25 protein-coding genes are annotated in these 25727 nt (G+C 68.4%); 12 read left to right on the forward strand and 13 right to left on the reverse strand.

The window, feature by feature from the left end:
- The first annotated feature begins 7 nt into the window (after nt 1-7).
- Together AB0C17_RS24005 and AB0C17_RS24010 are read left to right on the forward strand one after the other, a co-directional pair.
- The gene (locus AB0C17_RS24005) at nt 8-1150 is read left to right on the forward strand and encodes a hypothetical protein (protein WP_357388336.1); all 1143 of its coding nucleotides are present in this window, start codon (nt 8-10) and stop codon (nt 1148-1150) included.
- Nucleotides 1150-1641, forward strand: coding sequence for a DUF4913 domain-containing protein (locus tag AB0C17_RS24010; protein ID WP_357388337.1), 492 nt, complete (start codon nt 1150-1152; stop codon nt 1639-1641). The genes AB0C17_RS24005 and AB0C17_RS24010 overlap by 1 nt, the downstream gene beginning before the upstream one ends.
- A gap of 224 nt (nt 1642-1865) precedes the next feature.
- Here AB0C17_RS24010 and AB0C17_RS24015 read toward each other — a convergent pair whose 3' ends face one another.
- Nucleotides 1866-2402 (reverse strand): hypothetical protein, encoded by a 537-nt coding sequence (locus tag AB0C17_RS24015; RefSeq protein WP_357388339.1) that lies wholly within the window; start codon nt 2400-2402, stop codon nt 1866-1868.
- A 442-nt stretch (nt 2403-2844) separates the two neighbouring features.
- On the opposite strand from AB0C17_RS24015, the gene AB0C17_RS24020 reads away from it, so the two are divergent.
- Nucleotides 2845-4164, forward strand: coding sequence for a hypothetical protein (locus AB0C17_RS24020; RefSeq protein WP_357388341.1), 1320 nt, complete (start codon nt 2845-2847; stop codon nt 4162-4164).
- A gap of 330 nt (nt 4165-4494) precedes the next feature.
- Here AB0C17_RS24020 and AB0C17_RS24025 read toward each other — a convergent pair whose 3' ends face one another.
- From AB0C17_RS24025 to AB0C17_RS24055, 7 genes are all read right to left on the reverse strand, one after another.
- Nucleotides 4495-5637 (reverse strand): toprim domain-containing protein, encoded by a 1143-nt coding sequence (locus tag AB0C17_RS24025; RefSeq protein ID WP_357388343.1) that lies wholly within the window; start codon nt 5635-5637, stop codon nt 4495-4497.
- 21 nt (nt 5638-5658) lie between these two features.
- The gene (locus tag AB0C17_RS24030) at nt 5659-7500 is read right to left on the reverse strand and encodes a TraM recognition domain-containing protein (RefSeq protein WP_357388345.1); all 1842 of its coding nucleotides are present in this window, start codon (nt 7498-7500) and stop codon (nt 5659-5661) included.
- Nucleotides 7497-8924 carry a hypothetical protein gene (locus tag AB0C17_RS24035; protein ID WP_357388347.1) on the reverse strand — a complete coding sequence of 476 codons (1428 nt, stop codon included), beginning with the start codon at nt 8922-8924 and terminating at the stop codon, nt 7497-7499. Before AB0C17_RS24035 ends, AB0C17_RS24030 begins: the two co-directional genes overlap by 4 nt.
- A gap of 22 nt (nt 8925-8946) precedes the next feature.
- On the reverse strand, nt 8947-10437 hold the full coding sequence (locus tag AB0C17_RS24040) for an SCO6880 family protein (RefSeq protein WP_357388349.1): 1491 nt from the start codon (nt 10435-10437) through the stop codon (nt 8947-8949).
- Nucleotides 10434-11768, reverse strand: coding sequence for a hypothetical protein (locus AB0C17_RS24045; RefSeq protein WP_357388351.1), 1335 nt, complete (start codon nt 11766-11768; stop codon nt 10434-10436). Before AB0C17_RS24045 ends, AB0C17_RS24040 begins: the two co-directional genes overlap by 4 nt.
- A gap of 91 nt (nt 11769-11859) precedes the next feature.
- Nucleotides 11860-12606 (reverse strand): hypothetical protein, encoded by a 747-nt coding sequence (locus tag AB0C17_RS24050; RefSeq protein ID WP_357388353.1) that lies wholly within the window; start codon nt 12604-12606, stop codon nt 11860-11862.
- 3 nt (nt 12607-12609) lie between these two features.
- Complete coding sequence (locus tag AB0C17_RS24055) at nt 12610-12810, reverse strand: hypothetical protein (protein WP_227457385.1); 201 nt, start codon at nt 12808-12810, stop codon at nt 12610-12612.
- 259 nt (nt 12811-13069) lie between these two features.
- On the opposite strand from AB0C17_RS24055, the gene AB0C17_RS24060 reads away from it, so the two are divergent.
- Nucleotides 13070-13651, forward strand: a complete 582-nt coding sequence (locus tag AB0C17_RS24060; RefSeq protein WP_357388355.1) for a hypothetical protein — start codon at nt 13070-13072, stop codon at nt 13649-13651.
- Between the two features lie 53 nt (nt 13652-13704).
- Nucleotides 13705-14706 (forward strand): C40 family peptidase, encoded by a 1002-nt coding sequence (locus AB0C17_RS24065; RefSeq protein ID WP_357388357.1) that lies wholly within the window; start codon nt 13705-13707, stop codon nt 14704-14706.
- Between the two features lie 152 nt (nt 14707-14858).
- Here AB0C17_RS24065 and AB0C17_RS24070 read toward each other — a convergent pair whose 3' ends face one another.
- From AB0C17_RS24070 to AB0C17_RS24090, 5 genes are all read right to left on the reverse strand, one after another.
- Nucleotides 14859-15680 carry a hypothetical protein gene (locus tag AB0C17_RS24070; protein ID WP_357480575.1) on the reverse strand — a complete coding sequence of 274 codons (822 nt, stop codon included), beginning with the start codon at nt 15678-15680 and terminating at the stop codon, nt 14859-14861.
- Between the two features lie 225 nt (nt 15681-15905).
- Nucleotides 15906-16793 (reverse strand): oxygenase MpaB family protein, encoded by an 888-nt coding sequence (locus AB0C17_RS24075; RefSeq protein WP_357388361.1) that lies wholly within the window; start codon nt 16791-16793, stop codon nt 15906-15908.
- Entirely contained in the window at nt 16790-18028 is a 1239-nt protein-coding gene (locus AB0C17_RS24080) for an MAB_1171c family putative transporter (protein WP_357388362.1), read from the reverse strand. Before AB0C17_RS24080 ends, AB0C17_RS24075 begins: the two co-directional genes overlap by 4 nt.
- A gap of 5 nt (nt 18029-18033) precedes the next feature.
- Nucleotides 18034-18510 (reverse strand): ImmA/IrrE family metallo-endopeptidase, encoded by a 477-nt coding sequence (locus AB0C17_RS24085; protein ID WP_315985954.1) that lies wholly within the window; start codon nt 18508-18510, stop codon nt 18034-18036.
- A gap of 98 nt (nt 18511-18608) precedes the next feature.
- Nucleotides 18609-19130 carry a hypothetical protein gene (locus AB0C17_RS24090; protein WP_357388366.1) on the reverse strand — a complete coding sequence of 174 codons (522 nt, stop codon included), beginning with the start codon at nt 19128-19130 and terminating at the stop codon, nt 18609-18611.
- A gap of 402 nt (nt 19131-19532) precedes the next feature.
- On the opposite strand from AB0C17_RS24090, the gene AB0C17_RS24095 reads away from it, so the two are divergent.
- Genes AB0C17_RS24095 through AB0C17_RS24125 form a run of 7 tightly spaced genes read left to right on the forward strand, consistent with a single transcriptional unit; the run spans nt 19533 to nt 25722 of the window.
- Entirely contained in the window at nt 19533-20117 is a 585-nt protein-coding gene (locus tag AB0C17_RS24095; RefSeq protein WP_357480579.1) for a hypothetical protein, read from the forward strand.
- Nucleotides 20111-20980: a hypothetical protein gene (locus AB0C17_RS24100; RefSeq protein WP_357388370.1), complete on the forward strand. Its 870-nt coding sequence runs from the start codon at nt 20111-20113 to the stop codon at nt 20978-20980. Before AB0C17_RS24095 ends, AB0C17_RS24100 begins: the two co-directional genes overlap by 7 nt.
- A gap of 56 nt (nt 20981-21036) precedes the next feature.
- Nucleotides 21037-21657: an SAF domain-containing protein gene (locus tag AB0C17_RS24105; protein ID WP_357388372.1), complete on the forward strand. Its 621-nt coding sequence runs from the start codon at nt 21037-21039 to the stop codon at nt 21655-21657.
- A gap of 1 nt (nt 21658) precedes the next feature.
- Complete coding sequence (locus tag AB0C17_RS24110; RefSeq protein ID WP_357388374.1) at nt 21659-22465, forward strand: ParA family protein; 807 nt, start codon at nt 21659-21661, stop codon at nt 22463-22465.
- Nucleotides 22458-23966 carry an ATPase, T2SS/T4P/T4SS family gene (locus tag AB0C17_RS24115; protein WP_357388376.1) on the forward strand — a complete coding sequence of 503 codons (1509 nt, stop codon included), beginning with the start codon at nt 22458-22460 and terminating at the stop codon, nt 23964-23966. Before AB0C17_RS24110 ends, AB0C17_RS24115 begins: the two co-directional genes overlap by 8 nt.
- Complete coding sequence (locus tag AB0C17_RS24120) at nt 23963-24868, forward strand: type II secretion system F family protein (protein WP_357388377.1); 906 nt, start codon at nt 23963-23965, stop codon at nt 24866-24868. Before AB0C17_RS24115 ends, AB0C17_RS24120 begins: the two co-directional genes overlap by 4 nt.
- Nucleotides 24865-25722: a type II secretion system F family protein gene (locus AB0C17_RS24125; RefSeq protein ID WP_269700323.1), complete on the forward strand. Its 858-nt coding sequence runs from the start codon at nt 24865-24867 to the stop codon at nt 25720-25722. The genes AB0C17_RS24120 and AB0C17_RS24125 overlap by 4 nt, the downstream gene beginning before the upstream one ends.
- The last annotated feature ends 5 nt before the right edge of the window (nt 25723-25727 follow it).

Here is a 25727-nt window from a genome sequence, read left to right on the forward strand (position 1 = left end):
GGTGCACGTGCCGCACCCGCAGCAACACGAGGACCCGATGGCCGAGACCCGCCAACAGTTCCTGCAAGGGCTGGCCACGATGGCAACCGTCGGCGAGGCCGGCGCCCGCTGGGCCGCCGTCGGCATCCAGAACAAGGCCGCCGACCGCGAACGCCAAGCCCACCGCGACCAGGCCGCCGCGGCAGCCCGCCGCGAAGCCGACCGACTGGCCGCCAAGGTACGCGTGGACCGCGAACGGATGGCGGGATCGCTTGACGGTGGCTGGCTGGTCAACAAGGCCACCTTCGCCGAGGCCGCCGCCGTCTGGCGTACCGCGACGCTCCACTCCGGCAGCGACCCGGTCGCCCGCCGCTTTACGGAATTCGCCGAGCAACGACTGCGCCAGTTCCGCCCCGACCTGATGGACGCCTACGAACGCCACAGGCAGGCCGGAACCCCGATCCCCGAAGCCATGCGCGCCGCCGCCCGGGAGGTGTGGGAGAGCGATGCCCGTACCGGTCATCGCCACGGTGGGGCCCGCGCTCACGGCGGCACCCCCGACCGGCCGGGGATCACGCCTGACGGGCCGGTCGCGCTGCCGCCGGGCGGTCGTGGGGTCGTCGACGACTTCGACGCTGCTGTCCGGCAGGAGGCGATCAGACTGGCTGAGCACGTACGGCCCGAAGCCCTCGACGAGCTACAACGCCAATGGCGTGCCACGGGCAAACTCCCCGCAGGCGAACCCGTACAACTCCTTCGTGACCTTGCAGCGGAGATGAGTCAGGCCGTTAGAGCCCGCGAGGCTACCGGGCGGCCGGTTGAGGCGATCCGCCTGGCCCGCAGCCACGTGGAGGATGCCCTGGGTCGCGACCTGCAGAGCCGAGCGGCTATCGAGCGTGGTGAGGGGGTCCGCGACGGCGGGACAGTTGATGACCCCCGCACTCCGGCAGGCGAGCATGTAGTCCAGCAGTCGGCGATCGTGCTCCACGACGACGCTGCTGATCACTCCGTCGTCACCTCAGCTGCGTTCCATCATGTTGACACGCTTGCGATACCGGCCTGGGCGCAGGCCTTCCCGAACCTTCGCGTGGCCCAGGTCAACCTGGCGGTCGCCAGGAAGCAGCCCGCGGCAGCGGTCACCGCGGTGCCGATGCGCGGCAGGACACGATGATGCCGATCCGCACGGACGCGGCTATTCAGCTCGACGAACTGGCCGCTGAGGTCGCGAGGCTAGCGGCACAGGTCGCCAACCTGCAGCAGACTCAGACCGAGCGCGCCCACGCTGGCGACGGGGATGATCAGCTGCCGCTGTACTCGACCGTCGAGGCTTGGGTGACCACGTACCTGCTGCCGACCTTTCCGCGTCCGGTCGGCGAGGTCGGCATGACTCGCTGGCACTGGTGCGAGCAGTGGTGGCGCCACGACGAAGCAGTGACCCGGCTGACGGCTCTCTGGTACGGCTGGGAACAGGCCCGCCTGCAGATGACCGGCATGCTGCCTTGGCTGCGAGAGCTCGACCACCAACTGCCCATCCTCTACGGTGACGACGGCCCGTTCCGCAACTGCACCCCAGGCGGCGAACTCGGGAAGCACCAGCACCGCTCGTCGCCTGGGGTGCCGGCTCAGCCCGCACCCGAGGATTGGTGGAGGTGGTGGGACTGACGCTGCCCTGGGCGTTGCAGTCGTCACCCCTAGACCGCGGCCAAGCCGAAGTGATCGACGAAACCGTGATTCACCGGCTGCGGCCGACACAGCACTCCGCGACGCGCGTCGGCGGCATGAGCGGATTCGCAATGAGCACGCTCGGCGTCCGAAGCGGTGGCTCCGGCCAGCCAATCTTGGGGCGACGAAGCTCCCGCGGCAGCGGAGGTCGCCTGGGCAGACAGCTAATTGGTGGTCACGTGCAGGAGAGCTGCTTGCTCTTTCTTTAGTGCGGCGAACGCCTCGTGAACATGTGCAACGAAATTTGCCCCTGGATGCCTAATCAACGCGGCCTCCTTGACATGTCCGTCTTCGCCTTCTATCACGATTTCTTGAGCGGCGACGTGCGCGCAGAAATCTCGAAAAACTTGCGGAACTTCGACCCCAATTAGAAGGTCGGCGTGTTCGATAATCAAGTCGCGCATCCGCCGATTTGCTGGTTGAAGAGCATGGTCTCTCCATCGTCGCCAGACATCTGTCCCCCCTTCGGGAGTCCTTTCGCTCTGTGCTGGTAGCAGCCCTTCCGATCGCATTGCAGTCCAGATTCGTTCATTCACATCGACCAGCGCGTTCAGAGGGCCGTAAAGATCTCGAAGTTGACTGTTGATTCGTGACAATTTGGCTTGCCTACGCTCTTGTCGGAATTGTCCTATTTGGTTGAGCGTGAATACAAGTACGGCCACCAGTACGCTCGCGCTGGCAGCAATGACGGCAGCAGTCATAGCTCAATCTTCCCGCACGGACGCCAGCAAGGCCAGCCTCTCGCAGGCTGACCAGCTGGTGCGGCACCCCGTCGGCCCGGAAGCCAGCCAGCGCCACACCGACGATACCGAACATGTCGGCCATCGAGACGATCCGGATGAGCACCAAGGTCAGGGTTCGATGCAACCTCGACCCAGGCGACGTGGTGAGTCCGGGCGGGCTGATCTAGCAGTCTGCCGTGAGAAGTGTCAGCATGGCGACTTCCAGGAGGCGGCGGGAAGATTAAGTTTGTGACTGCAGGTGGTTGTGGCTGCAGGCAGGTGGCGAATCCGTCCCCATGCTCGCTCATTCGCAAATCTCTCGACCGATACCTTGAGGTCGAACTCTAGATCCGGAGGGAGTGCGTTGACCGGAACTAACCGGTTGCTAATCGCCTTTACGCGCGTAATCTTGACTCTTTGCATGTTTCCGCACTCGGTGTCAGTGGTCGGGTTTTTTGCTATTCCGGCTGTGGCGTTAACCCAAGCTGAGGCGACGCCGATCCGTGCCGCCGCATTTCTAGCTGCCTTGACACTTCCTTTGCTGCTGTCATTTAGGTTTCAAATATTTATTGCTGTCAGGATTCATCGACTTGATGTTCTCCTTGAGGCGAGTTCCCGCAGGCGCACGGGCTGCGTACGCGCAGCGCTGCTCCAACGCCAAAGGGTCCGTCGCAGCATTGCCGCTATCCTTCGTTGCGCCAGCTTGCTGTCAATTCCGGCAATCGTCGTCTCTGCATCTGTGTTCAGCAAGAGACTAGAGGGTGCCGAGCTGGAGAAGGTATCCATGACGGCAATTATGGCCATTTTGTTCTTCTGCGGCTTCTCATTACCAATAATATCCGGCAAGCTGCATACATTGAGTCGCCGCCTGGCGGCTGAGGTGCCGGAGCCTTCCTCGACTGCGGGTCTTGATGGCTTCGTATTGTATCTCCGGCCTTTTCGAAATGATCGGATTGGCGCAAGGATTATCAACGCCTCTTTGTACGACCACTGGCGCGCGTTGCGCAGGTATACCGAGGAGGAGATTCTATGCTTTTTGCTCGGCAGGGCGTTCGGTGATGTCGTGGCGATGGGGTCGCCGTCGGATAGGCTGCCCGCCGCCGGTGCAAAGCGCATTTACGTACCGGACAGGTTGTGGCGGGCCGAGGTTACAAGCCTGATAACCCGGGCAGTGATTGTAGTGGTCAACATTGCAGAAGGGAAGCAAACCCTATGGGAAATAAAGAAAGCGCGGGAACGCCTGGATGTCACCCGGATACTTCTCTTGGCACCACTTAGAACGTTTAGCGAGCAGTATATTGACGAGCTCTGTAGTTGTTTTGAGGATGCACCGTACTTCCGAACACTTCTGAAGTTGCACAACAATCGAACATCGCACGACTGGCCGGGACTTCATACTTCTAGTGCCTACATTACTGCTTTTTGGTTTGATGGCAGGGGGGCAGTGCATCAGGGTCTCGCAGACTGGAATCGGTTTCAGCGGCCAGATGATCATGAGCTACTTTCGGCATTCGGTCTAACGAACTTTTTCTTAGCGCACGGTCGCCCCGGGTGGGCATATTTTTTCGGCTTTGGCTGCTGCCGTAAAAGACTTGATCAACCACACGGCGAAAAGACTCGTTGCCGCATTCCTAAAACTGAATGCCCCGGGGTGGTCAACAAAATTTCCACGCCCTCAGGTGCGCGGCCATCTTGTTGTCCAGCTTGCTTGAGGGCTCGAGAAAAAGGAGCGATGTCCTAACCGTGCTACATTATGCGACACTCGCAACCTTGTTGGCGAAAGGGTCCTGGCGGTGGCGCAACGACAAAAACGGTGCTCATTCTTTACTGGCGCGTAGGCACCCAATCTTGGCCGCAGCGGCTTCATGTTGCGTGGACTCTAGATGTCGCGATCTTTGCGAGCCTACGCCAAGCGGCCGAACATGATCTCCCGCCCGACTCCGAGGCGGTTCGAGGTCCGTGAGTACGACGCTGACCGCGGCCTCGCCGTCGCGTGCGGATGCGCTGATTCCGGAAAAGGGGGTTTGGAGTGCGGTTTGGTGGAACGTCGGCTGATCGCCCGCCAGCTCGATCAGCTGCCTGCTGTCCAATCGCAAACGGTCAGGCTGAGGTGTTGTAGTTCGTCTTCCAGATGCCCGATCGCGGCAAGCGTAACGGTGTCGACCGCGGCCCCGGTGTTCGCGACGATGCGTCGGGCCACCCGGATCGCCTCATCCGGGCTCCCCGCTTCGAACAAGAGCGGCACCAGCAGGCGCACCGCAGCGCATCTGCCGTCGATGTCCTCCAGCAGTCGGGGATGCCGCTCAACGAGCCGGGCGAGCCGGTGGTCGACCACCGCGTCGAGCATCGGCCGCGCCCGCCTCCGCAACGCGGCCCGCAACTGAGCCCGACCATTCGGCTGGCACAGTAGGTCCGCCGGATCAGCGCCCGCACGAAACTCCGCCACAGACAAGGGCCCGTGCGGACGCCGCTGCCGAAGCAGCTGCCAAGCCCGATCCACCGCACCCCGGCCGGCCGGGTCCGCGTCAAACGCCGCCACCATCCCCTCCGCCGCACCGGGCAGCTCCCGCAGGCTCGCGGCCTGAATGGAGGTCAGCGCAGTGCCGCATGGCGCGACAGCCGCAGCTCCGGACCGGCGAGACCGGGAGTAGGACAGCCACACCGCGAGAACGTCGGCGGGCCCTTCGACCAGGACCGGCGTCCACCGTGCCGCCAGGCGCTCCTGCTGCTCCGCAACACCGAAAAGCAGCCGTCCCTTGTCGTAGATCGCCGTCTCAGGACTATTCATGTACTTCGGAACGCCAGAGCCGGCCCCGGGCCCGGCACGACCGAGGAACCCCACGGCATGCCCGGCCAGGTCGCGCACGGGGAACATGATCCGGTCCCGGAACACGTCGACGAGCCGGTCCGGGTCCGCCCGTGTACGGGTCGACAGGCCGGCGCCGACCAGCTCCTCCGTCGTGAAGCCAACAGCGCGCAGGTGACGCGTCAGCGAACTCCAGCCGGGCGGGGCGTATCCGACCCGCCACGGCCACTCCCGCTGCGCAACGACACCGAGGCCACGTCCGGTGAGATAGGCGCGAGGGCCGTCGGCGTGTTCGAGCTGGGCGCGGTAGTAGCTCCCCGCGGCCTCGACGGCCGCCACCAGCCGCGCGGGATCGAGACCGGTGCCGCGGACCGGGAATGTCGGAGGACTGATGCGAGGTGCGCCCATAGCCAACCTCCGATGTCCAAGCTAGCTTCGGTCGGTCTGTCCCCGCCAGGAGCGCTGCGCCATGCGGTCCCGGCGTGCGGCGCGGGTGCGCTGGGCGTGGCGGGTCATCTCAGCGGTGGAGGCGGCAACAGCGGCGGTGAGTCGCTCGGCGTTCGACTCGTCGTACCAGGGCAGCAGATTGAGCATGGCGACCTCGACGCCGGTGGCGAACAGCAGCGCCGACCCCTTCGGCAGCGCCCGGATCTGCGCGGGGTCGAGGATCCGCTGCCGGCGAACCGAGGTCTGGTACGAGGTGCGGCCCTGTCCGTCGCGGCTGCGGGAGGCGACGGTGATGTCGTGTTCGCCGACGAGTCGGGACAGGTCCTCGGCGAACCGGGCGTCGTCGATTCCCGCGCCGACCAGCTTGACCGTTGCCGCTGACCAGAGCGCGTCCATGCCGTGCTCGCCCCAGACTCGGGTGCCTTGGCGGTAGGACTGCAGGATGGTGAGCGGGATGATGCCGCGGCTACCGAAGTGGCTGTACAGCTCCGGCAGATCCCTGATTTTGCAGATGTTCGCGGCCTCGTCGAGGCAGGCGACCAGCGGCGGGTCGAGCCGGCCTCCGTGCGCTTCGGCGACGGTGACCGCAGCGCGCAGCACCTGATCGGTGAGGCCGGCAACGAGCGGCGCCGCGGCCCCCGCGCCGTCCTTGGACAGCAGGTAGAGCGTGTCGGTGCTCTCGACGAGCGCTTCGACGTCCAGCGCCGGCAGCGGCCGGTCGGGCGGGGTGACCCAGGCCATGATGGTCGGGTTGGCGAGGCAGGCTGCGGCAGTGCGGGCGGTTTCGTAGAGCCCTTCGCGTGTTTCGGGTGCGCCTGCTTGTCGGCCGGACATGGCTCGGGCGGAGGCGCCGAAGCCGTGGCTTTTCAGGATGTTGGCCGGCTCGCGGGAGGTGGAGTCCGACAGCCACGCCTGTACCGAGGTGAGGGTGCGGCCTTCGATCGCGGCGGCGAGGATCAGGGAGGTGAGCAGGTCCAGCGCGCCCTGGATCCAGAAGTCGTCGCTGCCGTGGGAGTTGCGTACCTGTTGGACGAAGTGGTTGGCCAGCCGGTGGGCGTCCTCGACGTCTTCCACTGCGGCGAGGGGGTTCCACCACCAGCTCTGCGGTACGTGGGCGATGGACTGCGGGTCGAACACCCACACCGTTCCGTGCTCGGCCCGGGCGCTGGCGGTGGTGGCCCAGAGGTCGGGTTTGTTGCTGGTGGCGAGGGCCGCCCCTGGCGCGGTGAGGATGGACTGCACGGCCAGGGCGGTTGTCTTTCCGGCGCGGGGTGCCATCACCGCGAGGACGACGTCTTCCCAGGAGGAGTAGAGGCGAGGACCCGAGCCGCGCCGGCGCCTATGGGCGCCGAGCACGACACCGGCCGCCTCGGCCGAGATCTCCTTCACTGGTACGCCGGCCAGGCAGGGTCGCAGGCGGCGCGCCTTGGTGGCGACCGCCGGCAACGTCATCGCGCGTACCTCGGCGGCGCCACCCAGCGACGGCAGCGGATCCTCCGCGTCGGGCCTGCGCCCCTGCCACCACACCGCCGCAACGGTGACCACGCCGACCAGCACCAGCAGCAACACCGCGTAGACGAAACTGACCGCGGTGGGCGAGACCCCGGGCCACAGCGCGGCCCAGTCGGCATGCAGCAGGTGTTCCAGGTACGCGGACCCGAAGCCGGGACCACCGGCGGGATGCCCGGTCACGGCAGCGGCGATCCGCCCCGCCAACCAGGACAGCCACATCAGCGCGATCACCGCCCACGCCAGGCCGAGCAGCATGAGCGGGGTGAGCGGGCCGCCGGCGGTGCCGCGGGGCTCGACCGGTCGGGTGCTCATGGCTGCACCTGCCGGATCGCCGCGTCGGTGTCGTAGAGCTCCCACTCCTCGCCGACGAGGGTCAGCGACACCGGCAGCCCGTTGCGCTCACCGGTCTTGATCAGGTATTTGCCCCGGCCGGGATGCACGGAGCCGACGAACCACGCTTCCGGTGCGGCCCATGACGCCACCAGTTCGCGCTCGGGCCCGGATAGCTTGATGACGTCGTTGACGCGGTTCAGCTCACGCGGCGGCAGTCCGGCGAGGATCTTGATGGCGGAGCGTTCGATGAAGCCTTGCGCCTTGGCGCGGTCCTCGGGTGTGGGTAAGGCGTCGAGGTCGGCGAGGGAGTGGGTGACCATCACGCTGGCCATGCCGCGTTGCCGGTTGAGCCGGGTGAGCGCGTCGGCGTGCTCGACCAGTCCGGACGCACCCCGCAGCGCCCGCCACAGCTCGTCCATCACACCGAGGTACTGGCGGCGTGGTGCCAGGCCCTGGTCTGCGAGCACGGAGGCGGCGTCGACCATGCCGAAGCCGTACGCCCAGGTGCACAGCATCGCCGCGGCGACGAGCTGGTCGCCGGCGGCGGCGACCTGGGAGATGTCGACGCTGACGGCCGGTGCGTCCAGGTCCAGCGGCCTGGTGGTCGGACCGTCGAAGACCCCGCGCAAGCTGCCTTCGCACAGCAGCGCCAACGTGGGTACCAGCTGGTCGACGCGGCGGCGGTACTCGCCGTCGGTGCGTGCCCGGGCCGCGGCCCGCAGCTCGTCGGCGCCGGCTTCGACCAGGCCGAGCACGTCGGGCACCGTCGGGTCGTGGTCGAGACGATCAGCGAGTACGTCGATCGCGCGGCCGAGGATGATCTCCTCGGTGTTGTTGAGCGCCTGTCCGCGTACGAGGGCGCACAGTGCCAGCAGTAGGGACATGCGCCGGCCGCGAATCTCCAGCCGCAGTTGCCGTGCGTCGGCGGTGCCCATGCGGGCGAGTGCGCTGCCCAGCGGGCCGGAGTCCAGCGGGTTGAGCCGGTCCAGGCCGCGTCCGACCCGGATGACCTGGCCGCCGAGGTGCTCGACGAGCCGGGTGTAGTCGGGTTTGGTGTCGCCGAGGATCAGCGCGCTGGTGCCGAACCCGGTCATGCCGGTGATGAGCCGTTTGACCACGGTGGACTTCCCGACGCCGGGCTGGCCGAGGACGAACACCCCCGGGTTGGTGATGAGGCCTTCGCGGAGCCATTCGAGGGGGTCGAGGCAGACGACCTCGCCCCACAACATGTGTCGTCCGATGGGCACGCCGATGGTGGGTGCTCCGGATCCGGCGACGAAGGGGAACAGGCCGCACAGCTGGACGGTGGTGCCCTGGTACTCCATGCCGGGAGCGATGTGGCTCGCCCGACCGGCGCCGGGCGCGCGTACACCCCAGGCAGGGGCGGTAACGGTGCTCGTCATCGAGTTTCTCCTGGTGGTGAGGTCAGTGGGGCCAGTGGCGGGCCAGCTGCGGTGGGCACACGCCGCAGGGCAGGGTGGTGGCGAAGCCGACGGCCTGGCTGGCGCGCAGCCGCCGTAGCCGGATCTTGGCCACGTCGGCGCGGGACTCGACGTCGGCTACGGCCCGCCCCAGATCCTCGGCGGAGACCACGGTGGTGGTGACGAACAGCGACATCAGCCCCACCCCGGAGCCGGTCGCCTCCTCGCGTGCGGTCTGCAGGGCCCGTTCCCGGTCGGCGTGGTCGCGGGCGGACTCGTCGCGCTTCTGCGCCCGGTGGTACGCCGCCCGGAACGCCGCGGCGTTGACCTCGCTCTCGACGATCCGCGCGGCCTCCCCGGCGGGGAAGGGCCGGTAGAGCAGCGACACCCGCTTCGGGTACGGGCCGGGGGCGAGTAGCCGGGCGAGGACGTCGGCGTGCACGTGCTGACGTGGCGCCTCGTGCCACGCCCACGACACGGACGTTCCGGAGTCGTGGACGTACCGGTCGAGGTGCTCCTCGGCCATCACGGGTCCGGCGCTGTCCCAGTCCACCCACCGGCCCAGATCGAGCCCGGGCGTCGCCGCAAGCCGCGCGATGTCGCCGCGGGCGGCCGGGTCGAACGCCGTACGCACGATGGCCGAGATGGTGTCGGCGCTGGCGCGGTCGAGCACGGTCAGGCCGCAGCTGCCCAGGGAGTCCTGCAGACCCGGCAGGGTGCGGCTGATCTCGTCCAGGGCCTCGTCGAGGTTCTTGGGCTTGCTGGGGGAGGAGCCGGGCTTGAACGTCACCGACACCCGGGTCTCCACGTCGGCGGCGGCCGCCGGGGACACCTCCACCAGCCGTTGCAGCACCCGCCTGGCCGAGGCCGGCCCGTGCGGCACGATCCGCCGGCTGACGTGGTCGGCCAGCCGGGATCCGGGGTCCGGCGCGGTGTCCACGGTGACCGCGACGTGGTCGACGATCGGCAGGTAGCCCAGGTTCGCCAGCCATCCGCCCCAGTTGGCCACCCATGCCGCGCTGGCGTCCGGGTCGGCCAGCCAGGTGGAGGTGGCCGCGCAGCGCAGCGTCACCGTCATGGTTCCCAGCCGCCGGTTGTAGACCACCGCGTACCCGCCGCCGCTCTCGTCGGCAACGGTCAGCAAGGTGGTGGGCGCGAGCACGCCCGGCAGCTGCCAGGCATGCTCACCGGCCACCATTACCCCGGAGCGGTACGAGGTGTAGCCGCGACTGCTGCCGACCAGCCACCGCAGCCGCTGGGCGAGCCCGGCCGACAGCGGCACTCCGTCCCACCGCAGCACCAGCAGCGCTACCAGCAGCGCACACGGGCCGGCGGTAACGGCCACCGCCCGCAGGCCGAGCGAGCCGGAGACGATCAGCGCGGTGATCGCCGCGAGGACCGTGAACGTCTGCATCGGCCCGAGCCCGAACAGACCCATGCCGCGAGCGCGCCGCCAGCCGCCGTACGTGCGTACCTGTGCCTGATCGGTGCTCACGAAGGCGAGCTCCCGTCCTGCATCGCGGAGCTGGCGGCGTTCGCGCCGGCCCTTGCTACCGCGGTCCCGGCCTGAGCGGCCAGCACGGTGCCGATGACCACGGGCGCCGCCGGCCCGGTTGCCGCTCCCGCCGCCCCGGCTCCGGCCATCCCCCCGGTAGCTGCGCTACCACTGGCGGTAGCGGTAGTGCCGCTACTGGCCAGCCCTGTGGCTGCGGACGTTGCCGGCCCGGTCGAGCTGCCGGTGACGGTGCCGTTCATGACCTTCGGCGCGCTACCGCTCGTACCTCCGGAGCCACTCGTGGGTGCGGGTGCCGAGGGGACCGTTGCCGCCCCGCTCGGACCGCTGCCTCCACCGCTACCAGGTCCCCACGAGTCGAGGTAGCGGGCGTGGTCGCCGGCGTTGTGGCCACCGACCGCACCGCGCACCGACGATGTGGCGTGCAGGCCGGCTGCCATGCCGGCGCCGGCCATGCCCAGGCCACCGCCTGCGGACGCGACGCCACCGGTGAAGGTCGTGAAGAACTTCATCAGCGCGGGTAGGGCGATCACCGACAAGGCGAGCATGCCGAGGCCCATCAGCCAGTCGCGCCCGTTGCCGCGCATCATCACGAACGAGGTGGCGTATACCGACACGGCTGCCGGCTTGTACAGCGCGAGCGCCAGCGACCAGCCGAGGGTCTTGTGCAGCCACTGGCTCGTGCCCCGGGTGACGGACCCGGCCGCGGCCAGTTGCAGCAGTCCAGCCAGGATGACCACCGAGCCTTCCCGGAAGACCATCAGGATGGTCTGCACAACGGCGGCGAGGATGACGACGATGCCGACGAGGATCATCACGAACGGCGCGACCGCCGCGCCGGGGAGCAACACCCCGCCGAGCGCCGTGGTCATCGCCTCGTTGGGTGGCTTGTTGGACTCCTTGAAGATCGCCTCGTTGAGTAGCCACATGGAATAGCTGTCCCCGGCCTTGAGGACCAGGTGGGTGCCGGCGACGCCGATGCTGCCCCACAGCGCGGTGTTCCAGACTCCCCGTACGGCCTGCAGGAGCGGCTCGCCCCGGCGGCTGACGACGATGGTGATGCCCTGCCAGACCAGGCCGCCGACCAGGACCAGGATCGTCATCGGCAGCATGAATCCGCGGAGCTGTTGCGCCGGGCCGCCGGCGGAGTTGCACTGGGCCATCCAGTCGGAGGCCCATCGCCCTGGATCCGAGCCGGTGGTCGGGCACAGGTTGTTCGACGGGATCAACGTCCAGCTGGTCAGCAGGACGGCGACCCACTCGATCCCCTCCCGGACTGCGTTGGCCAGACCGTCGAGGATCCCGTTGACCATCGAGTCGCGGACCGAGGCGCCCGGGTTGACACCGCCGACAATGACGCCGGAGCAGGTGGCGGGCAGGAACGGATTGCAGAGCGGCATCAGGTCACCCACCTACGGTGAAGCGAAGGAACGTCGCGGTATCGGCGTCCGACGCCGTCATCACGGTCTGCTCGAACGTCCCGCCGGCGGGCGCCAGCAGCGCCCAGTCGGAGCCGGTCCAGCGCACGCGCACCTCGGCGACCACCAGCAGGGGTACGCCGTTGGCGGCCGGCGCCTCAGTCAGCAGCCGTACGGCCGCCTCGTCATCGTGGTAGCTGACGATGCGGTAGCCCTGGAGGATGGCGGTCAAGCGTCCGAGAGGCTGTCCGCTCAGTTGTGCGCGGAGCTCGTCGTACGCCTGCGCGACCTGGACCCGCATCGCGGCCGCATGCGGCCCGACCACCTGGTCGCGCAGCGTCGGTCCGAAGACGGCCGGGCCGACCTGCGGGTTGATGCGTACGACGATGTGCACGGCGGCGAGCAGCGCACCGACCTGGTCGTGCGCGAACCCGCGAGCCTGCCCTCCATCGGTGATGCGAGGGCCGGAGCGGCTCGACACGGGCACCGAGACACCGGCGACGTCGAACCACTCGAGATCGGTGAGCCTCTGCGTCTCGCTACCGGGGGTCGCGCCGGTGACGGCGAAGGTCGACGTCGCGCGACCCGGGGGTGAGTCGGCAGGCCGGCTCGGGGTCGTGGTGGCGACAACGGCGACGGCCACGGCAGCGCTGAGTGCCACCGCGGTCAGGCAGATGGTGGTGAGCCGGCGGCGCGTGGCGCGGCGGGCACGGTCGATGACGTCGTAGGTCATGGCTCAGCCCGGGATAACCGTGCCGACTACGACCGCGGCGACCGCCCCGCACGTCAACCCCGCCAGCACCCACGGGATGCCGGCGGCGCCGTCGGCAGCGAATGCCGACCGGTTGCGTCGACCGACGGCCATCATGATCCCGCAGATGAGCAGGCCACCGACGCCGGCCACGATGAGGATCCACTTCATCCAGCCGATGAACATGTTGCCGGCGCTCTCCAGACCCGGGGGAGGGAGAGGAGCCGGAGTCGGAGCGGCCAACAGCTCGGCCGCGGCGCCGGCGAGGTGGTGAGCAAGCACAGCAATCTCCTGACGGTCAGGACACCCGGGCGGGCGTCTGCCACGGACGCTGGCTAGGAGCTGCTGACGGCAGAGTTGATGCCGGAGTGGCCTTCTCCGCTACCGCTGCTGCTTGCAGCCGACGGCAGCGGTAACGGCCCCGACGGCCCGACAGGGTCGTGCCATGAATGCGCCACAACGAGTCGCGGCGGAAGTGATCATGGCGCTGGCCGTTACCGGCTGCCCTGCCAAGACCGAGCCGACACCGCCCGAACCGAGCGCTGGCGGCTCGTCCGTTCCCAGGCCGACCATCGTGGCGGTCCCGGTGCCGCCGCCCACACAGCCCGGCTTCTGGTATGTAGACCCGGGCCAGGTGTGCCAACGGTTCGTAATGTCCCTCTACAGCGCCGACACCCGCCGCGACGCGCGACCGGGCGACGCCTATCGGCGGGCCATGCGATTCGCCAGCGGCACCCTGGTCGGCCAGAGCGCCGCAGCCGACCATGACGGCCGTTGGACGATCTGGACCGCTCACCGCGCCTACATCCAGGCCCTCGTGACGCCCTTCGCCGACGTGCCACCGGCCACCGAGGGCGGGATCACCGCTCGGCGGGCCTGCCAGGTGAATGCGACCCAGGTGGGAGAACGTGGCTGGCGCGGTCGGACCGAACACAGCGTCGTCTACTGCGCCCTGCGCCGCGGCGGCGCTGTCGGTCCAGGCTGGCGAGTCACCAGCTACGAGATCCGCCTGGCCGGCCTGCGATGACCCGCCGTTGGCTGATCGTTGTGGGCGGACTCGTCGCTGTTGTGCTGGCGTCGATGGCGCTGGTCGTAATGGTCCCGGTCTCGATCCTGAGCGCAGACCCCGCAATGGCCTGCACCATCAGCCCACCCAGCACCTCGCCCGATGCGACAGCCACGGCGCCGGTCTTGCCCGAGCAGGGCTCGTGGACCTCCGAGCAGGTCGCCAATGCCGCCGCCATCGTCGCCGTCGGCGCTGAGCTGAATGTGCCGCGCTACGGCTGGGAAATCGCCGTCGCCACCGCGATGCAGGAATCCACCCTGCGTAACCTCGGCCACCTCGGCGCGGACAACGACCACGACTCACTCGGCCTGTTCCAGCAGCGTCCCAGCCAGGGCTGGGGGACACCCGAGCAGATCCTGAATCCGCAATACGCCAGCCGGAAGTTCTACGAGCGCCTGCTCGACATCGACGGCTGGCAGACCATGCCCCTCCCCCAGGCGGCGCAAGCGGTGCAGCGTTCGGCGTTCCCTGATGCGTACGCGAGATGGCAGACGGAGGCCGAGCAGCTCGTCGCGGTGACCAGCGACGGCTTGGGCATCGGCTGTACCAGTGACGGCGGTGACGGGATGCCGCCGATGGACGACGAGGGTCTTCCCGAGGGCTTCATACTGCCGGCGGACCCGCAACTCCGGGCCGTTGTCGCGTTCGCGCTGGCCCAGCGAGGCAAGCCATACGTCTGGGGCGCCGAAGGGCCCGACAGCTACGACTGCTCGGGCCTGATGATGGCTGCCTGGGCCAAGGGCGGTGTCCGGATCCCTCGGGTGACCGCGGACCAGGTGCACACTGGCCTCGCTGTCTCGTCGCTGGCGGCGATGCAGCCCGGTGATCTGATCTTCATCCCGGGCTCCGACGGCACGATGTCCCGGCCGGGCCATGTCGGGATGTACATCGGCGCTGACCGGAGCGGTCGGCAGTATCTCGTTCAGGCACCGAAGACCGGCGACGTCGTGAAGGTGATTGCCGTCAGCGGCTGGAGCCGACAGGTCGCTGCCATCCGCAGGCCGCTACAACAGTAGTGCCTTCTGCCGCCAGCGTGTGCCACTCAATTCAATCGACGACGTGGATTCGTTGTTCTACTTGAGATGGTGATTCGGTCGGCCTCCATGCCGAAGGGTGGAGACTGCTGCCCGGCGTCGTCTCGCATCGCGGAGTTGCAGGCTGGTGGCGATCACTTATTGAGGTTGAATGGATCTAGCCCTTGCACCCATCTTGCAGTTACAGGGTTCCAGTCCCATTCCTTGCCATATTCGGCTGTGAACTGACCACTCTCGTCGGACAGCCATCGAAAAGGCTGCTGTTGGCTGCCCCACCTAATAGTTTCTGGCTTGTTGTTCACGATGGCCTCGACTACGAGGCGTCCTTCGTAAAGGAAGCCATCCATTGATTTGACCATAACCGCCGCGTTCGAAAAACCTGCATCTCCCTGTCCTAGCGTGAGGGAGCCCGGCGGCATCTCTGTGACCTCGTCGCTCTCGAACGGCTGAAAGGTCGTGCGCTGGGCGGCGGTGTCGACGTAGACATTAACTCCGGCATTCGAGCCGCCGCCGTAGAGGCATTTGATTGTCGTGCCCGGCGTCGCCGGTGTCCGCTTGAATATCTCTACTCTGACATCCTTAACCACCACCAAATCGTCGTGGCCAGCCGTCATTCCGATCTCGAAAATGGGGCTCGTCATGTAAATCCGAGAATCGCTCGCTAGCCACTCTCGCCATTCGTCACAATGCCCTTGAGTGGCTTCGACTGGGTAGGCTGGCGGCACCGGAAGCTGATCCGGTGGGCCAGCAAAAAAGGCCGTGATAATCTTGTGACTTTCCAGGGTGACGTTACCGAAAGATCTGGCTTTCGGCGGGCAGACGATAGTGTTGCCAGTGCCTTGTCCGATGCAGTTATCGTTGCCAGTGATCTCCTGATTTTGCACCACTGTGCTATTGGATGGCGCAGTGGATTGTTTGTCCGTGTTGCATGCCGCTGCTATGCCGATGACGCTCACGATCACGCCAGCTAAGCCGACCAAGGCGCCAACTCCTTGCCACCATCCCCGGCTCAGGTTAAGCCGCGAGCTCTTCCTGAGGGATGCCCCGGCCTCAGCCATCTCGGCCGATTCGATGCCGTCTGGTGGGGGAACGCTCTGAGACAAGCCGCCACACTCCAAGTTACTTCGCCTGTGCAGAGGGTTTCAGGATTGTCTTGGTTCTACATCGACCGAAGGTGCCGCTCAAGAGGCCTGATCATCGGTGGGTGTAGTCCAACGAAACGTGGGGTGGACTGGGCCAAGTTGCCCGATCTCATACCCGTTGGGATAGCTCTTGGTCGCGATTCCATTGGTGAAGAGCCCTTCCGCTCGAGGCTTGCCAAGCCAGCGCTGGAGCCAGGAGCGCCCCTTCAGTGCGACGGCTAGGCCAACCCTGACTGGCCAGGAGGGTGCAGCTACCTGGATTGCCTCCCGCAGGCGTACGTCGTACATCGCACTGACCAGCTCGTCGCCCAGCGGCGCGAGAAGCCGGGGGATCCGGCCAAGCAGCAGCGACCGGGTCGCGCGCTCGATCGCTGCAGCGTCGTCGTTGGGCGTCAGGTGAGCAGCGTCGTACGCGTCGAACCAGACCTCGAGTTCCTCGTAGGAGTCGGGGATGTCGCTGATCCCCATCCGCCGGCCCAACTCCCGGTAGAACAGGAAGGTCGCCCGCCGCTCGTGGCAGCAAGGCCGACGCCAGCCGTACCGTTCGAGCCACCGCGTCGGAATGACCACCAGGCAGCCGAGCACGTACAGGTAGTCCTCGTTTGGGATGTTGTACGGGCGGTGGATCTGGTTGACCCGGCGCAGCGCCTCCCGACCACGCGGCTGGTCGAAGCCGTTGAGCACCATCTCGTACATCAGCAGGCCGGTGTCGTCGATGCGCTTCTGCGTGCGCTCGGTCAGCTCGCCGGTGGCGGTGTGCACCGCGGCGATGGCCGGGATGGAGAACGACCGGTTGAACGCGAGGTTCAGCCCCAGCTTCATGTCCCAGGGGAACTCCAGCCGCAGCATGGTCTGGTAAATCTCCAGCCAGTCGCGCTCGGGGTCCAGCGTGCGGATGCGGGCCAGGTTGGCGTAGCGCTTTCTCATCGTGCTGCATCTCCAACCCGGGGGTTCGCGGCATCCTGGGCGGCCGCGAGCCGGGCCGCGACGAGCGTCCGGGCCACCACGGGGGATCGGGTGTAGGCAGTGGTGACCTGCGCCAGCCATCCGATCTCGCCGGCGTAGCCGCCTTCCGGGCGGTACAGCTGGTCGGCCGGCTGGGGGACTGCAGCCATGAGCCCGGCCCGGTGCCGACGTAGGGCGCAGGCAAGGTGGGCTGCCTCGACGTTGGCTCGCTGCTCGTCAGCACTCATGCCGGCCTGCTCGGCGAACTGCTCGGCCAGCTCCGTCACCTTGACGTCCATGTACGGGCGAAGGGCCAGGCGGCTGTCGCGGATCTCGGCCACCCGGCGGGTCAGGGCGTAGTCGATGTCGCGGACGGCGCCGAGCGGACGCCGCAGGCTGGGGTCGAGTTCGAGCTCCGGCAGGGCGGCGACGAGGTCCCGCCACAGCGGTTCGAGCTGGCGGTACGAGCGGTAGTCGTCCCAGCGTCGGGTGATGGTGAAGATCGGGCCCCATGCCGGCATGGTGAGACCGATCATCATGAGCAGCGCGCCGATGGTGACAAGGACGGCGGCGATCTCCCGTTCGCCAGCTGGTTGGTGGCCGAACCAGTAGGCGATGAGGTAGACGATCTTGTTGGTGCTGTAGAGCAGCGCGAAGGCGGCGCCGACGGCGGTGAGGCGGAGACCACGACGCAGCCACGGCCGCCCGCAGATGCGAGCGAATCGCCAGCACAGCCGGGCGATGTCGGTGCAGTAGGCGAAGAAGCCGACCAGCATGAAGATCAGCAGATAGGCGGTAACGGCCGGGTCTCTGGCGTACTCGACGGTCAGGAGCACCGGCTTGTCGTAGGTGAGCGTGTAGGTGAACAGGGCGACCATGGCGAGGAAGGCGCTGCCGGTGACCCATACCCAGATCCGGCTGCGGGCTGCTGCCTTCGCCGGCGGTAGGGACAGGTGAAGGAGCATGTTCTCGGCGCTCGCGGCGATCGTCATGGCACAGCCGTGGGACATCACCTTGGCTAGGTTCGGTAGCCCGGACGCGTCGTCGATGCCGGCCGCGATGGGTGGGATGGCGAGCGTGATGCCGGCGGCGAAGGCGCCGAGCGCCACGCAGATCGCGCCGCGGACCTGACTCGGCTGCCGTCGCTGGAGCCGCAGCATGTAACCGAAGGCGAACCAGCCGGCGACCGCGCACACGGCGTACAGGATGGTGTCCATCTCGTCTACCAGTCGGGGTGTTCCAGAGAGTGCCGGAGTCGGCCGTACAACTCGGTGTGCCGGCTGTCCAGCGGCGAGTCGGGCTCGACGACGCGGCCGGCGCGTGCCCGGCGCAGCAGCAGTGAGCCGATCATCTCGGCCTCGCGTTCCTCGGCGGCTGCGTAGTTGCTCCGGCCGAGGCTGCGCTGGACCAGTTGCGGGTCCAGGTCGGGCAGGAGCAGTCGGGAGGCTTCCGGGTCCAGGATCTCGGTCGTCTGGTGGCCGGCGAGCAGATGCCCCAGCTCGTGACCGATGATCAGCAGTTGATGCAGGGGAGAGGTGTCCTGCTCGAAGAAGATGGCGTCGAAGTCGCCGGTCGGTACGCACATGCCGCAGACCGTGAGGGCGGGGAGCCGGATCGGCACCAGATGGATGGGTCTGCCACGCCGCTCTCCGAGCAGGTCGCACAGCCGCTGGATGTCGAACGGCTTCGGTATCTCCACCTCCGCGGCTATCTGCTCGCAGCGTTTGCGTAGACGGTGCAAGTTCACGTCAGGGTTCCCCCGCTCATCGGCGTACTGCCACCGAAGGATCAACACGGCTATCTGCGATCGTCTGGCGCGGTGTTGGTCTCGTCCGGGCTGGCCGCTTCGGCGACGGCGCGCAATCGGGCGACCATCTGCTCGATGAGCTGCGTGTCCCGCGCGGACAATCCGTTGTCGGCGAGTACCTGGCGCAGCGCCACCTGCTTGACGTCCATCCGACGCAGCTCGCTGAGCAGCGTGATCTGTTCCTGTATGCGTCGTGCCGCCGCGTCGTCGACGAAGTAGCCGGAGCTCACACCAAAGGCGGCAGCCAGGGCGCGTACGTGGGAGGTGCGAGGATCGCTGGCCACGCCGCGCCGCAACTCTCCGATGTAGGCCGCGCTGATCGAGACACCAGTCGAGGCGGCATTCGCGTTGATCTTGTCGGCGATCTCCTTGTTGGTGTACCGGCGGCCGGGCTCGTCGGACTCGCCGAGTTCCTCCGGGGCCGGCCGGATCCGGTCGAACAGGTACTCCAGCCGGGCGGCCAGTGTGTCGAGGGATGGCAGCTGCTGCCCCACATGCCGATCGTCGACCATGACTCATCACCCTCCAGCGACTAAACGACAGTGTCGCAGATGCAAGCGCCAACAAAACAGATGTTGACACATGCACGGAACGTGAGCGTATGCTCGCTCCTGTTTGGAGCAACGGACGTTGAGTGGCGATGCAATCTGCTCAACACCCGTTGCGTTGGCTGGTCAGGGTTGTGATCGGCCAACTCGCCAGGGGGAGGTTCATCGATGTCGGGAAGCCGGCCTTGCCCGACGCCGATGCTCGGAGGGGGACGCTGGGCTGCTCGGGCCGGTCAACGATCCGGACCGGGCACCCCAGAGTCAGTCGCCGCGCTCGCGGCAACGAGCCGCTTCTCCGCATCTGCCGGCAGCGTAGCCGCGACAGGAGCCCGAGCCGCGCGTCCGTCACCAACGGGAGGCATCACGTTGACCGCAACGGTAAGCAGGATCCGGCGGGCTGACGTCCGCGTTACCGCCTGGCTCGCCGTCATCGTCGCCGGCGTTGCTGGCTGCGGTAACGACAAGCCGGACGCGACGCCGAGCCCCACGACGTCATCGTCGTCTGCAGCGCCCTCTTCGACGGCCGGCGCCGAGAACACCGCAGCCAGCGCGGCCGCGTTGGCGGCCTACCGGAACTACGTTCGGGCCTACGTCACCGCGTCGAACAAGGGTGACTACAACGCCAAGCTCGACAGGTTCGTGGCCGACCCGGCGTTGCCGACCGTGCGCCAGGACCTGCTGATCAAGTTCCAGCAGGGACTCATCACGGAAGGCGAACCGTCCTCGACGCCCACCGTACGCAGTGTCGACACGAGCCGCCGTCCCTTCACCGCCGAGATCGAGGACTGCTTCGACACCGGCACGTGGGACGTGGTCTCCAAGAAGACCGGCAGATCGGTACGCACCGACGGTCAGGCCACGAGGTACGTGGTGACCGCCAAGGCGGAGCTGTTCGACGACGGTCAGTGGCGCATCCGGGAGGTCAACGCCCAACGGGAACGGCCATGCTGATCCGGAGGCTCGTGGCGCTGCTCCTGGCGGTCGGCGCCGGCGCGCTGCTGGCGCCCGACGTCGCACACGCCGACTACGAGCACTGCGACGCGCTGGGCAACTGCTACTGGGTGGTGGAGAAGCCGGGCACCGGAGGCGGCGGTAACGACGGCGGTGGTGACAGCGGCGGCGCCGGGCAGGGCTGCCGCTACGAGGGACGGACCGTGCCGTGCGTGGTCGACAGTTTCGGGGTGTGGGACGGGTCCTGCTACGTCAGGCGGGTTCCGCCACCATCCGGCGGTCGGACCGATGGCTACTGGAGCATCCGCACCTGTGGCGTCTACGGCGGCATCGCCTCGCAGACGACGGCCTGGTCGCCGGAGCCGCCCGCCGGCATCCTGCCCAGCTACCAGGAGCTGGCGCAGCGAGCCATCGCCCAGATGAACCTCGACGGTCCCGACATCGGGATCGCCCCGCGCATCGACGGCGCCGGCCTCGTCGGGCTGCCGATCTGGCTCTGGAACCGGGTGAGCCCGAGCACCTGGGGACCCGTTACCCGTACGGCCGCAGTGCCGGGACGGTCGGTTACCGCGACCGCGCGGGCGCAGATGGTCGTGTGGGACATGGGCGACGGGCAGTCCGTCACCTGCACCAAGCCCGGCACCCCGTACCAGCCCTCGTTCGGCAACAGGCGGTCGCCGGACTGTGGATACGACGGCTACCGCCAGCCCAGCAGCACCTTCGCGGGCGGCCGCTACACCGTCACGGCCACAACGACGTGGCTCGTCACCTGGAGCGGCGGCGGCAGCACCGGCTCCCAGTCCATCGACCTGTCCTCCAGCACCACGATCGACATCGACGAACTGCAGGTGATCACGTCATGACCAGTGCGCCGCCCAAGGCTGGCCGCACCGCCTCGCCGGTCAATGCCCCTTACGCCGTGCCCCGCGTCGCGCCGCAGCGTCGTTGGCGTCCGGCGCTGGTCTGGCTGGCCGTGGCGCTGGTCGCCGCCGGCGGGCTGATCGCGGTCGCCGTGCTGCGCAAGGTCGGCACCACAGCGGAGTACCTGGCGGTGAGCGCCACCGTGGAGGTCGGCTCGACCATCGAGCGGTCCGATCTCAGCACCGTACGGATCACCGTCGACCCGACGCTCAAGCCGATCGAGGCGAGCGCCGCCGACCAGATCGTCGGCAAGTTCGCGGCCGTCGCGCTGGTGCCCGGCACCCTGTTGACGCGGGCCCAGCTCACCGACCGAGCTGTACCTGGGGAGGGCAAGCAGCTGGTGGGCCTCAGTCTGCCGCCGGAGCGCCTGCCCGCCGATCGCGTCAAGCCCGGCGCCGCGGTGCTGCTCGTCGTGACCGCTGACAGCGGCCCAGTCCCGAACCAGCAGCCGAACGCCACCGCGCCGATCAGCATCAACGCCACTGTCGTGGACGTGCACGCCGGCATCAGGGAAGGCACGACGCTGCTCAACGTCGCCGTGGCCGAACGCGACGGGCCGCTCGTCGCCTCACGCGCGGCGGCCGGTCGGATCGTCGTCGCCCTGACCACGGGGGGCTGACGTGGCGATCATCGCGATGGTTTCGGCTAAGGGCTCGCCCGGCGTCACCACCACGGCACTCGCCTGCACGCTTGCCTGGAGAGAACGCACGGTGCTGGCCGAGTGTGATCCCGCCGGCGGCAGCGTCCTCAGCGGCTACCTGTCCCGCCTCGAGATCCCACCCGTCGGGCTACTGCCGCTTGCCGCGGCTGCCCTCCGCGACCAGCTCGCCGAGACGTTCGCCGACCAGCTCGTCGACCTCGACGCACGGGATCCGGGCCGACGACTCCTCCTGCCCGGCATCAACGACGCGGTCCAGGCCGGAACGCTGCGGCCCACCTGGGAGATGCTGGGCGAGTACTTCGCCGGTCTGGAGCGCAGTGACCCCGGCTATGACGTCATCGCCGACTGCGGGCGGCTGGCCACCAACGCGCCGCCGTGGCCGCTGCTGTTCCGCGCCGACCTCGTGCTGCTCGTCGTACGCGCGGCGACCCTGCGCACCATCGCGCCGGCCGTCGGCGCGGCGGAGTTGCTGCGGCGGGAGCTGACGCAGCACGGCCAGGGGACGGGAGCGCTCGCCTTGGCGCTGATCGGTGACGGCCCCTACGGCCGGCGGGAGATCGAGCAGCGGCTGCAACTGCCGACGGTGGTCGAGCTGCCCGACGACCGGCGTACGGCTGAGGTTCTGAGCGACGGCGGCGGCCGGCTGCGCGGCAGCCAGCAGCTGCTGCGCGCCGCGGCGAGCGCCGAGTCGGCCGTACGCGAGGTGATCGCGCGGCGGCGCGTACACCTGGCTCCGACAGCATCGAGGGGGAGTGGCCGTGCCTGACGAGCGCCGACACAGCCGCCCGGCCCGGCCGGCAGCGGTCGACCGCGTCGCCGCCAACGGCCACCGCTGGCCGACCAACGGCACGTCCCCGGAAGCACCTCGGCTGCCGGCCGTCGATCAGCCGCAGACCATCGACTACGCGGCGGTGCGAATGCTGCGCGCCCGGGTCAGCGCGGAGCTGACCGCGGCGCTTCGGGAGACGCCCAATGTCTCCACCGAGCACCGCCAGGCCGAGGCGGAGCGCATCGCGGCCCGTCTCGTCCGGGAGCACGTGGACACGCTGCACCAGGCCGGCCAACCAATCTCGCAGGCGGAGGAACATGCGCTGCTCGACGCGGTCGCCGCGGACATGTTCGGCCTCGGCCGACTACAGCAGCTGCTGGACCGGCCGGACATCGTGAACATTCACATCCTCGGCTGCGACAACGTCCGGATCGAGCACACCGACGGGCGGATCACGGTCGGCGAGCCGGTCGCGGAGACCGACAAGGAACTCGTCGACATGTTCCAGGTCCTGGCCATGCGCGCCGGCGCGACCGAGCGCTCGCTGTCCTCGACCAAGCCGTGGCTGGACATGCAACTGCCCGACGGCAGCCGGCTCACCGTCCTCATGCAGGTGTCGGTGCGTCCCTACGCGGCCATCCGTCGCCACACGCTGATGGACGTCAGCCTGGAGGACCTCCGCGACCGGTACGGCGCCGTCGACGACCTGATCTGCCGGTTCCTCAAGGCCGCCATGGCCGCCGGTCTCAACATCATGGTCGCCGGGCTGGCCGACGCAGGGAAGACCACCCTGCTACGCGGCCTGGCCCAGGAGATCCCCGACCGCGAGCAGTTCGTCACCCTGGAGGAGTCCCGCGAGCTCGGTCTGCACACCACCGGGCGGCACCGCTGGGCGATGAGCCTCGAATCCCGGGAGGGCCACGGCTCCCGAGGCGCCGACGGTCGGCCCGCCGGCGAGGTCACGATCATGGACATGATCCCGCTGACGCTGCGGATGTCCGTGCAACGGATCATCGTCGGCGAGGTCCGCTCCCGTGAAATCGTGCCGATGCTGCAGGCCATGGCCACCAGCAAAGGCTCCCTCTGCACCATCCACGCCCGGCACCCCCGCGCCGTGATGGACCGCGTCATCGAGCTGGCCCTGCAGCACGGGCCCGAGATGACCGCCGAGCTGGCGCGGCGGATGGCTGCCGGCGCGATCGACCTGATCGTGTACGTCAGCGTCGAGGACGAAACCAAGCTCGGCGGCCGCAAGCACCGGTACGTCTCCGACGTGCTCGAGGTGGGCGGAATGAGCGGCGACCAGCTCGTCACCACCCAGATCTTCGGCCCGGGCCCGGACGGACGCGGCGTGCCACGGCACCTGCCGGAACGGCTACGCGAACCGCTGCTGCGGGTCGGCTACGACCCCCGCCAGCTCACCGGCTACATCCAGCAGGGCGAGCACAACTACGGCGCCTGGAGCAGCCAGCTCGACACCCTGGCGAGGCGGCCATGAGCCCGCTCGACCTCGCCGCCGTGCTGGCGGGCATGCTCGCCGTCTCCGGCGCGGTCGTCGGCGTCCTCGGCGTCGTCGGGACCACCCGGCCACCCCGGCCGCCATCGGCGCTGCACCAGCAGGCACGCCGCTGGTGGACCGGGTCGGGACGCACCCGCCGGGAACAACGCGCCCACCAGATCAAGGTGGTGACGTCGGTCGTTGCCGGCGCGCTGACCTGGCTGCTGACCGGTTGGCCCGCCGCCGGCGTGATCATCGGCGTCGCCGTTCCCGGCGTACCGTGGCTGTTCGCCGCCGGTCGTGCCGAGAAACAGGCCGTCGCCCGCCTGGAAGCCGTCGAGGCCTGGACCCGCCGCCTGGCCGACATCGTGGCCCGTGGCATCGGCCTGCAGCAGGCCGTCGTTGCGACCGCCGCGACCGCGCCGCAGCTCATCGAGCAGGAGGTCCGTGACCTGGCCGGGCGTCTGCAGGGCAGCGGCGATCCGATCGCCGCGCTGCAACAGATGGCCGACGACCTCAACGACTACACCGCCGATCAGGTCATCGCGCCGTTGATGCTTCACGTCACGGACCGCGGCGAAGGCCTGCATGAGGTGTTGAACGCGATCAGCCGGTCCATCGCCGCCGAGATCGAGATGCGCTCGACCGTCGACGCCAAGCGCGAGGGCCCACGCTTCGCCGTGCGGTTCCTGACCGGCATGACCGTCCTGGTGCTGGCGTACGGGGTGATCAACCCGCACTACCTCCAGCCGTACGGCAGCGTGCTCGGCCAGCTCGTGCTGCTGTTCCTCGCCGGCCTCTACGTCGTGCTCATGACCTCGGTACGCAAGCTCAGCCTGCCGCCCCGGCGGGAGCGGCTGCTTCCGCCGGCCGAGGTCCAGACGCTCGGAGCGGCGGCATGACCAACGGCTACGTCACCGCCATGGTCATCGCCGGCGCGATGACCGGCCTCGGGGTGTTCCTGCTGGTCGTGCAACTGATCCCCGCCCCACCGGCGCTCGGCCCGGCGCTTCGGCGCCTCCAGCCGCTGACCGCGACGAACACTGCACCGACCGGCGTCAACTGGCTGCGGCGCCGACTCACCGTGCCGCACGCCGACCTGCGGCTGCTGGGCCGCAGCACTGACCAGTACTTCCTCACGCTCGGGCTGTCGGCGCTGTTCTGCCTCATCCTGCCGGCGCTCATCACCATCGCGGTCGCGGCGCTACGCGTACCGATTCCGGTCGTAATCCCGGCGGGCGGGACTGTCGCCGCCGCGCTGGCCGGCGCGGCGCTGGCCCACCGGGAGGTCGTCGCCAAAGCCGCCGTCGCCCGCGCCGAGTTCAGCCGCGCCATGTGCACCTACCTGGACCTCGCCGCCCACCAGGTCCTCGGCGGACACGGCCCGGTCGAGTCGCTCGACCGCGCCGCCAGCGTCTGCCACGGCTGGGTCTTCGCCCGCATCCGGGAGGCCCTGCTCGGCGCCCAGCTGCAGCTCCGGCCGCCGTGGGACGAGCTGAAGGCCCTCGGCCGGGACATCGAGGTCATCGAGCTCGGCGACCTGGCCGACATCATGCGCACCGCCGGCAACGAAGGCGCCAGCGTCCACCAGACGCTGCGCGCCCGGGCCGACTCGATGCGGGACCGGATCCGCACCGAGGCCCTCGCCCAGGCGGAGCTACGCACCAACAAGCTCGACATCCCCGCCGCCGCGCTGATCCTCGTGCTCCTCGTCCTCATCGGCTACCCGTTCATGGCCCGCCTGTTCGTCCGCTGACACCG

It is taken from the genome of Micromonospora sp. NPDC048887, from assembly GCF_040649715.1.
Lineage (GTDB): Bacteria > Actinomycetota > Actinomycetes > Mycobacteriales > Micromonosporaceae > Micromonospora.

What these genes read in the sequence shown, in the direction of transcription:
- AB0C17_RS24055 (WP_227457385.1), bottom strand. Translation starts at nt 12,810, where the DNA reads ATGTTCATCGGCTGGATGAAGTGGATCCTCATCGTGGCCGGCGTCGGT.
- AB0C17_RS24015 (WP_357388339.1), bottom strand. Translation starts at nt 2,402, where the DNA reads ATGACTGCTGCCGTCATTGCTGCCAGCGCGAGCGTACTGGTGGCCGTA.
- AB0C17_RS24050 (WP_357388353.1), bottom strand. Translation starts at nt 12,606, where the DNA reads ATGACCTACGACGTCATCGACCGTGCCCGCCGCGCCACGCGCCGCCGG.
- AB0C17_RS24075 (WP_357388361.1), bottom strand. Translation starts at nt 16,793, where the DNA reads ATGAGAAAGCGCTACGCCAACCTGGCCCGCATCCGCACGCTGGACCCC.
- AB0C17_RS24125 (WP_269700323.1), top strand. Translation starts at nt 24,865, where the DNA reads ATGACCAACGGCTACGTCACCGCCATGGTCATCGCCGGCGCGATGACC.
- AB0C17_RS24080 (WP_357388362.1), bottom strand. Translation starts at nt 18,028, where the DNA reads ATGGACACCATCCTGTACGCCGTGTGCGCGGTCGCCGGCTGGTTCGCC.
- AB0C17_RS24020 (WP_357388341.1), top strand. Translation starts at nt 2,845, where the DNA reads ATGTTTCCGCACTCGGTGTCAGTGGTCGGGTTTTTTGCTATTCCGGCT.
- AB0C17_RS24030 (WP_357388345.1), bottom strand. Translation starts at nt 7,500, where the DNA reads ATGAGCACCCGACCGGTCGAGCCCCGCGGCACCGCCGGCGGCCCGCTC.
- AB0C17_RS24045 (WP_357388351.1), bottom strand. Translation starts at nt 11,768, where the DNA reads ATGGTCAACGGGATCCTCGACGGTCTGGCCAACGCAGTCCGGGAGGGG.
- AB0C17_RS24090 (WP_357388366.1), bottom strand. Translation starts at nt 19,130, where the DNA reads ATGGTCGACGATCGGCATGTGGGGCAGCAGCTGCCATCCCTCGACACA.
- AB0C17_RS24065 (WP_357388357.1), top strand. Translation starts at nt 13,705, where the DNA reads ATGGCGCTGGTCGTAATGGTCCCGGTCTCGATCCTGAGCGCAGACCCC.
- AB0C17_RS24035 (WP_357388347.1), bottom strand. Translation starts at nt 8,924, where the DNA reads ATGACGAGCACCGTTACCGCCCCTGCCTGGGGTGTACGCGCGCCCGGC.
- AB0C17_RS24025 (WP_357388343.1), bottom strand. Translation starts at nt 5,637, where the DNA reads ATGGGCGCACCTCGCATCAGTCCTCCGACATTCCCGGTCCGCGGCACC.
- AB0C17_RS24010 (WP_357388337.1), top strand. Translation starts at nt 1,150, where the DNA reads ATGCCGATCCGCACGGACGCGGCTATTCAGCTCGACGAACTGGCCGCT.
- AB0C17_RS24060 (WP_357388355.1), top strand. Translation starts at nt 13,070, where the DNA reads ATGAATGCGCCACAACGAGTCGCGGCGGAAGTGATCATGGCGCTGGCC.
- AB0C17_RS24120 (WP_357388377.1), top strand. Translation starts at nt 23,963, where the DNA reads ATGAGCCCGCTCGACCTCGCCGCCGTGCTGGCGGGCATGCTCGCCGTC.
- AB0C17_RS24100 (WP_357388370.1), top strand. Translation starts at nt 20,111, where the DNA reads ATGCTGATCCGGAGGCTCGTGGCGCTGCTCCTGGCGGTCGGCGCCGGC.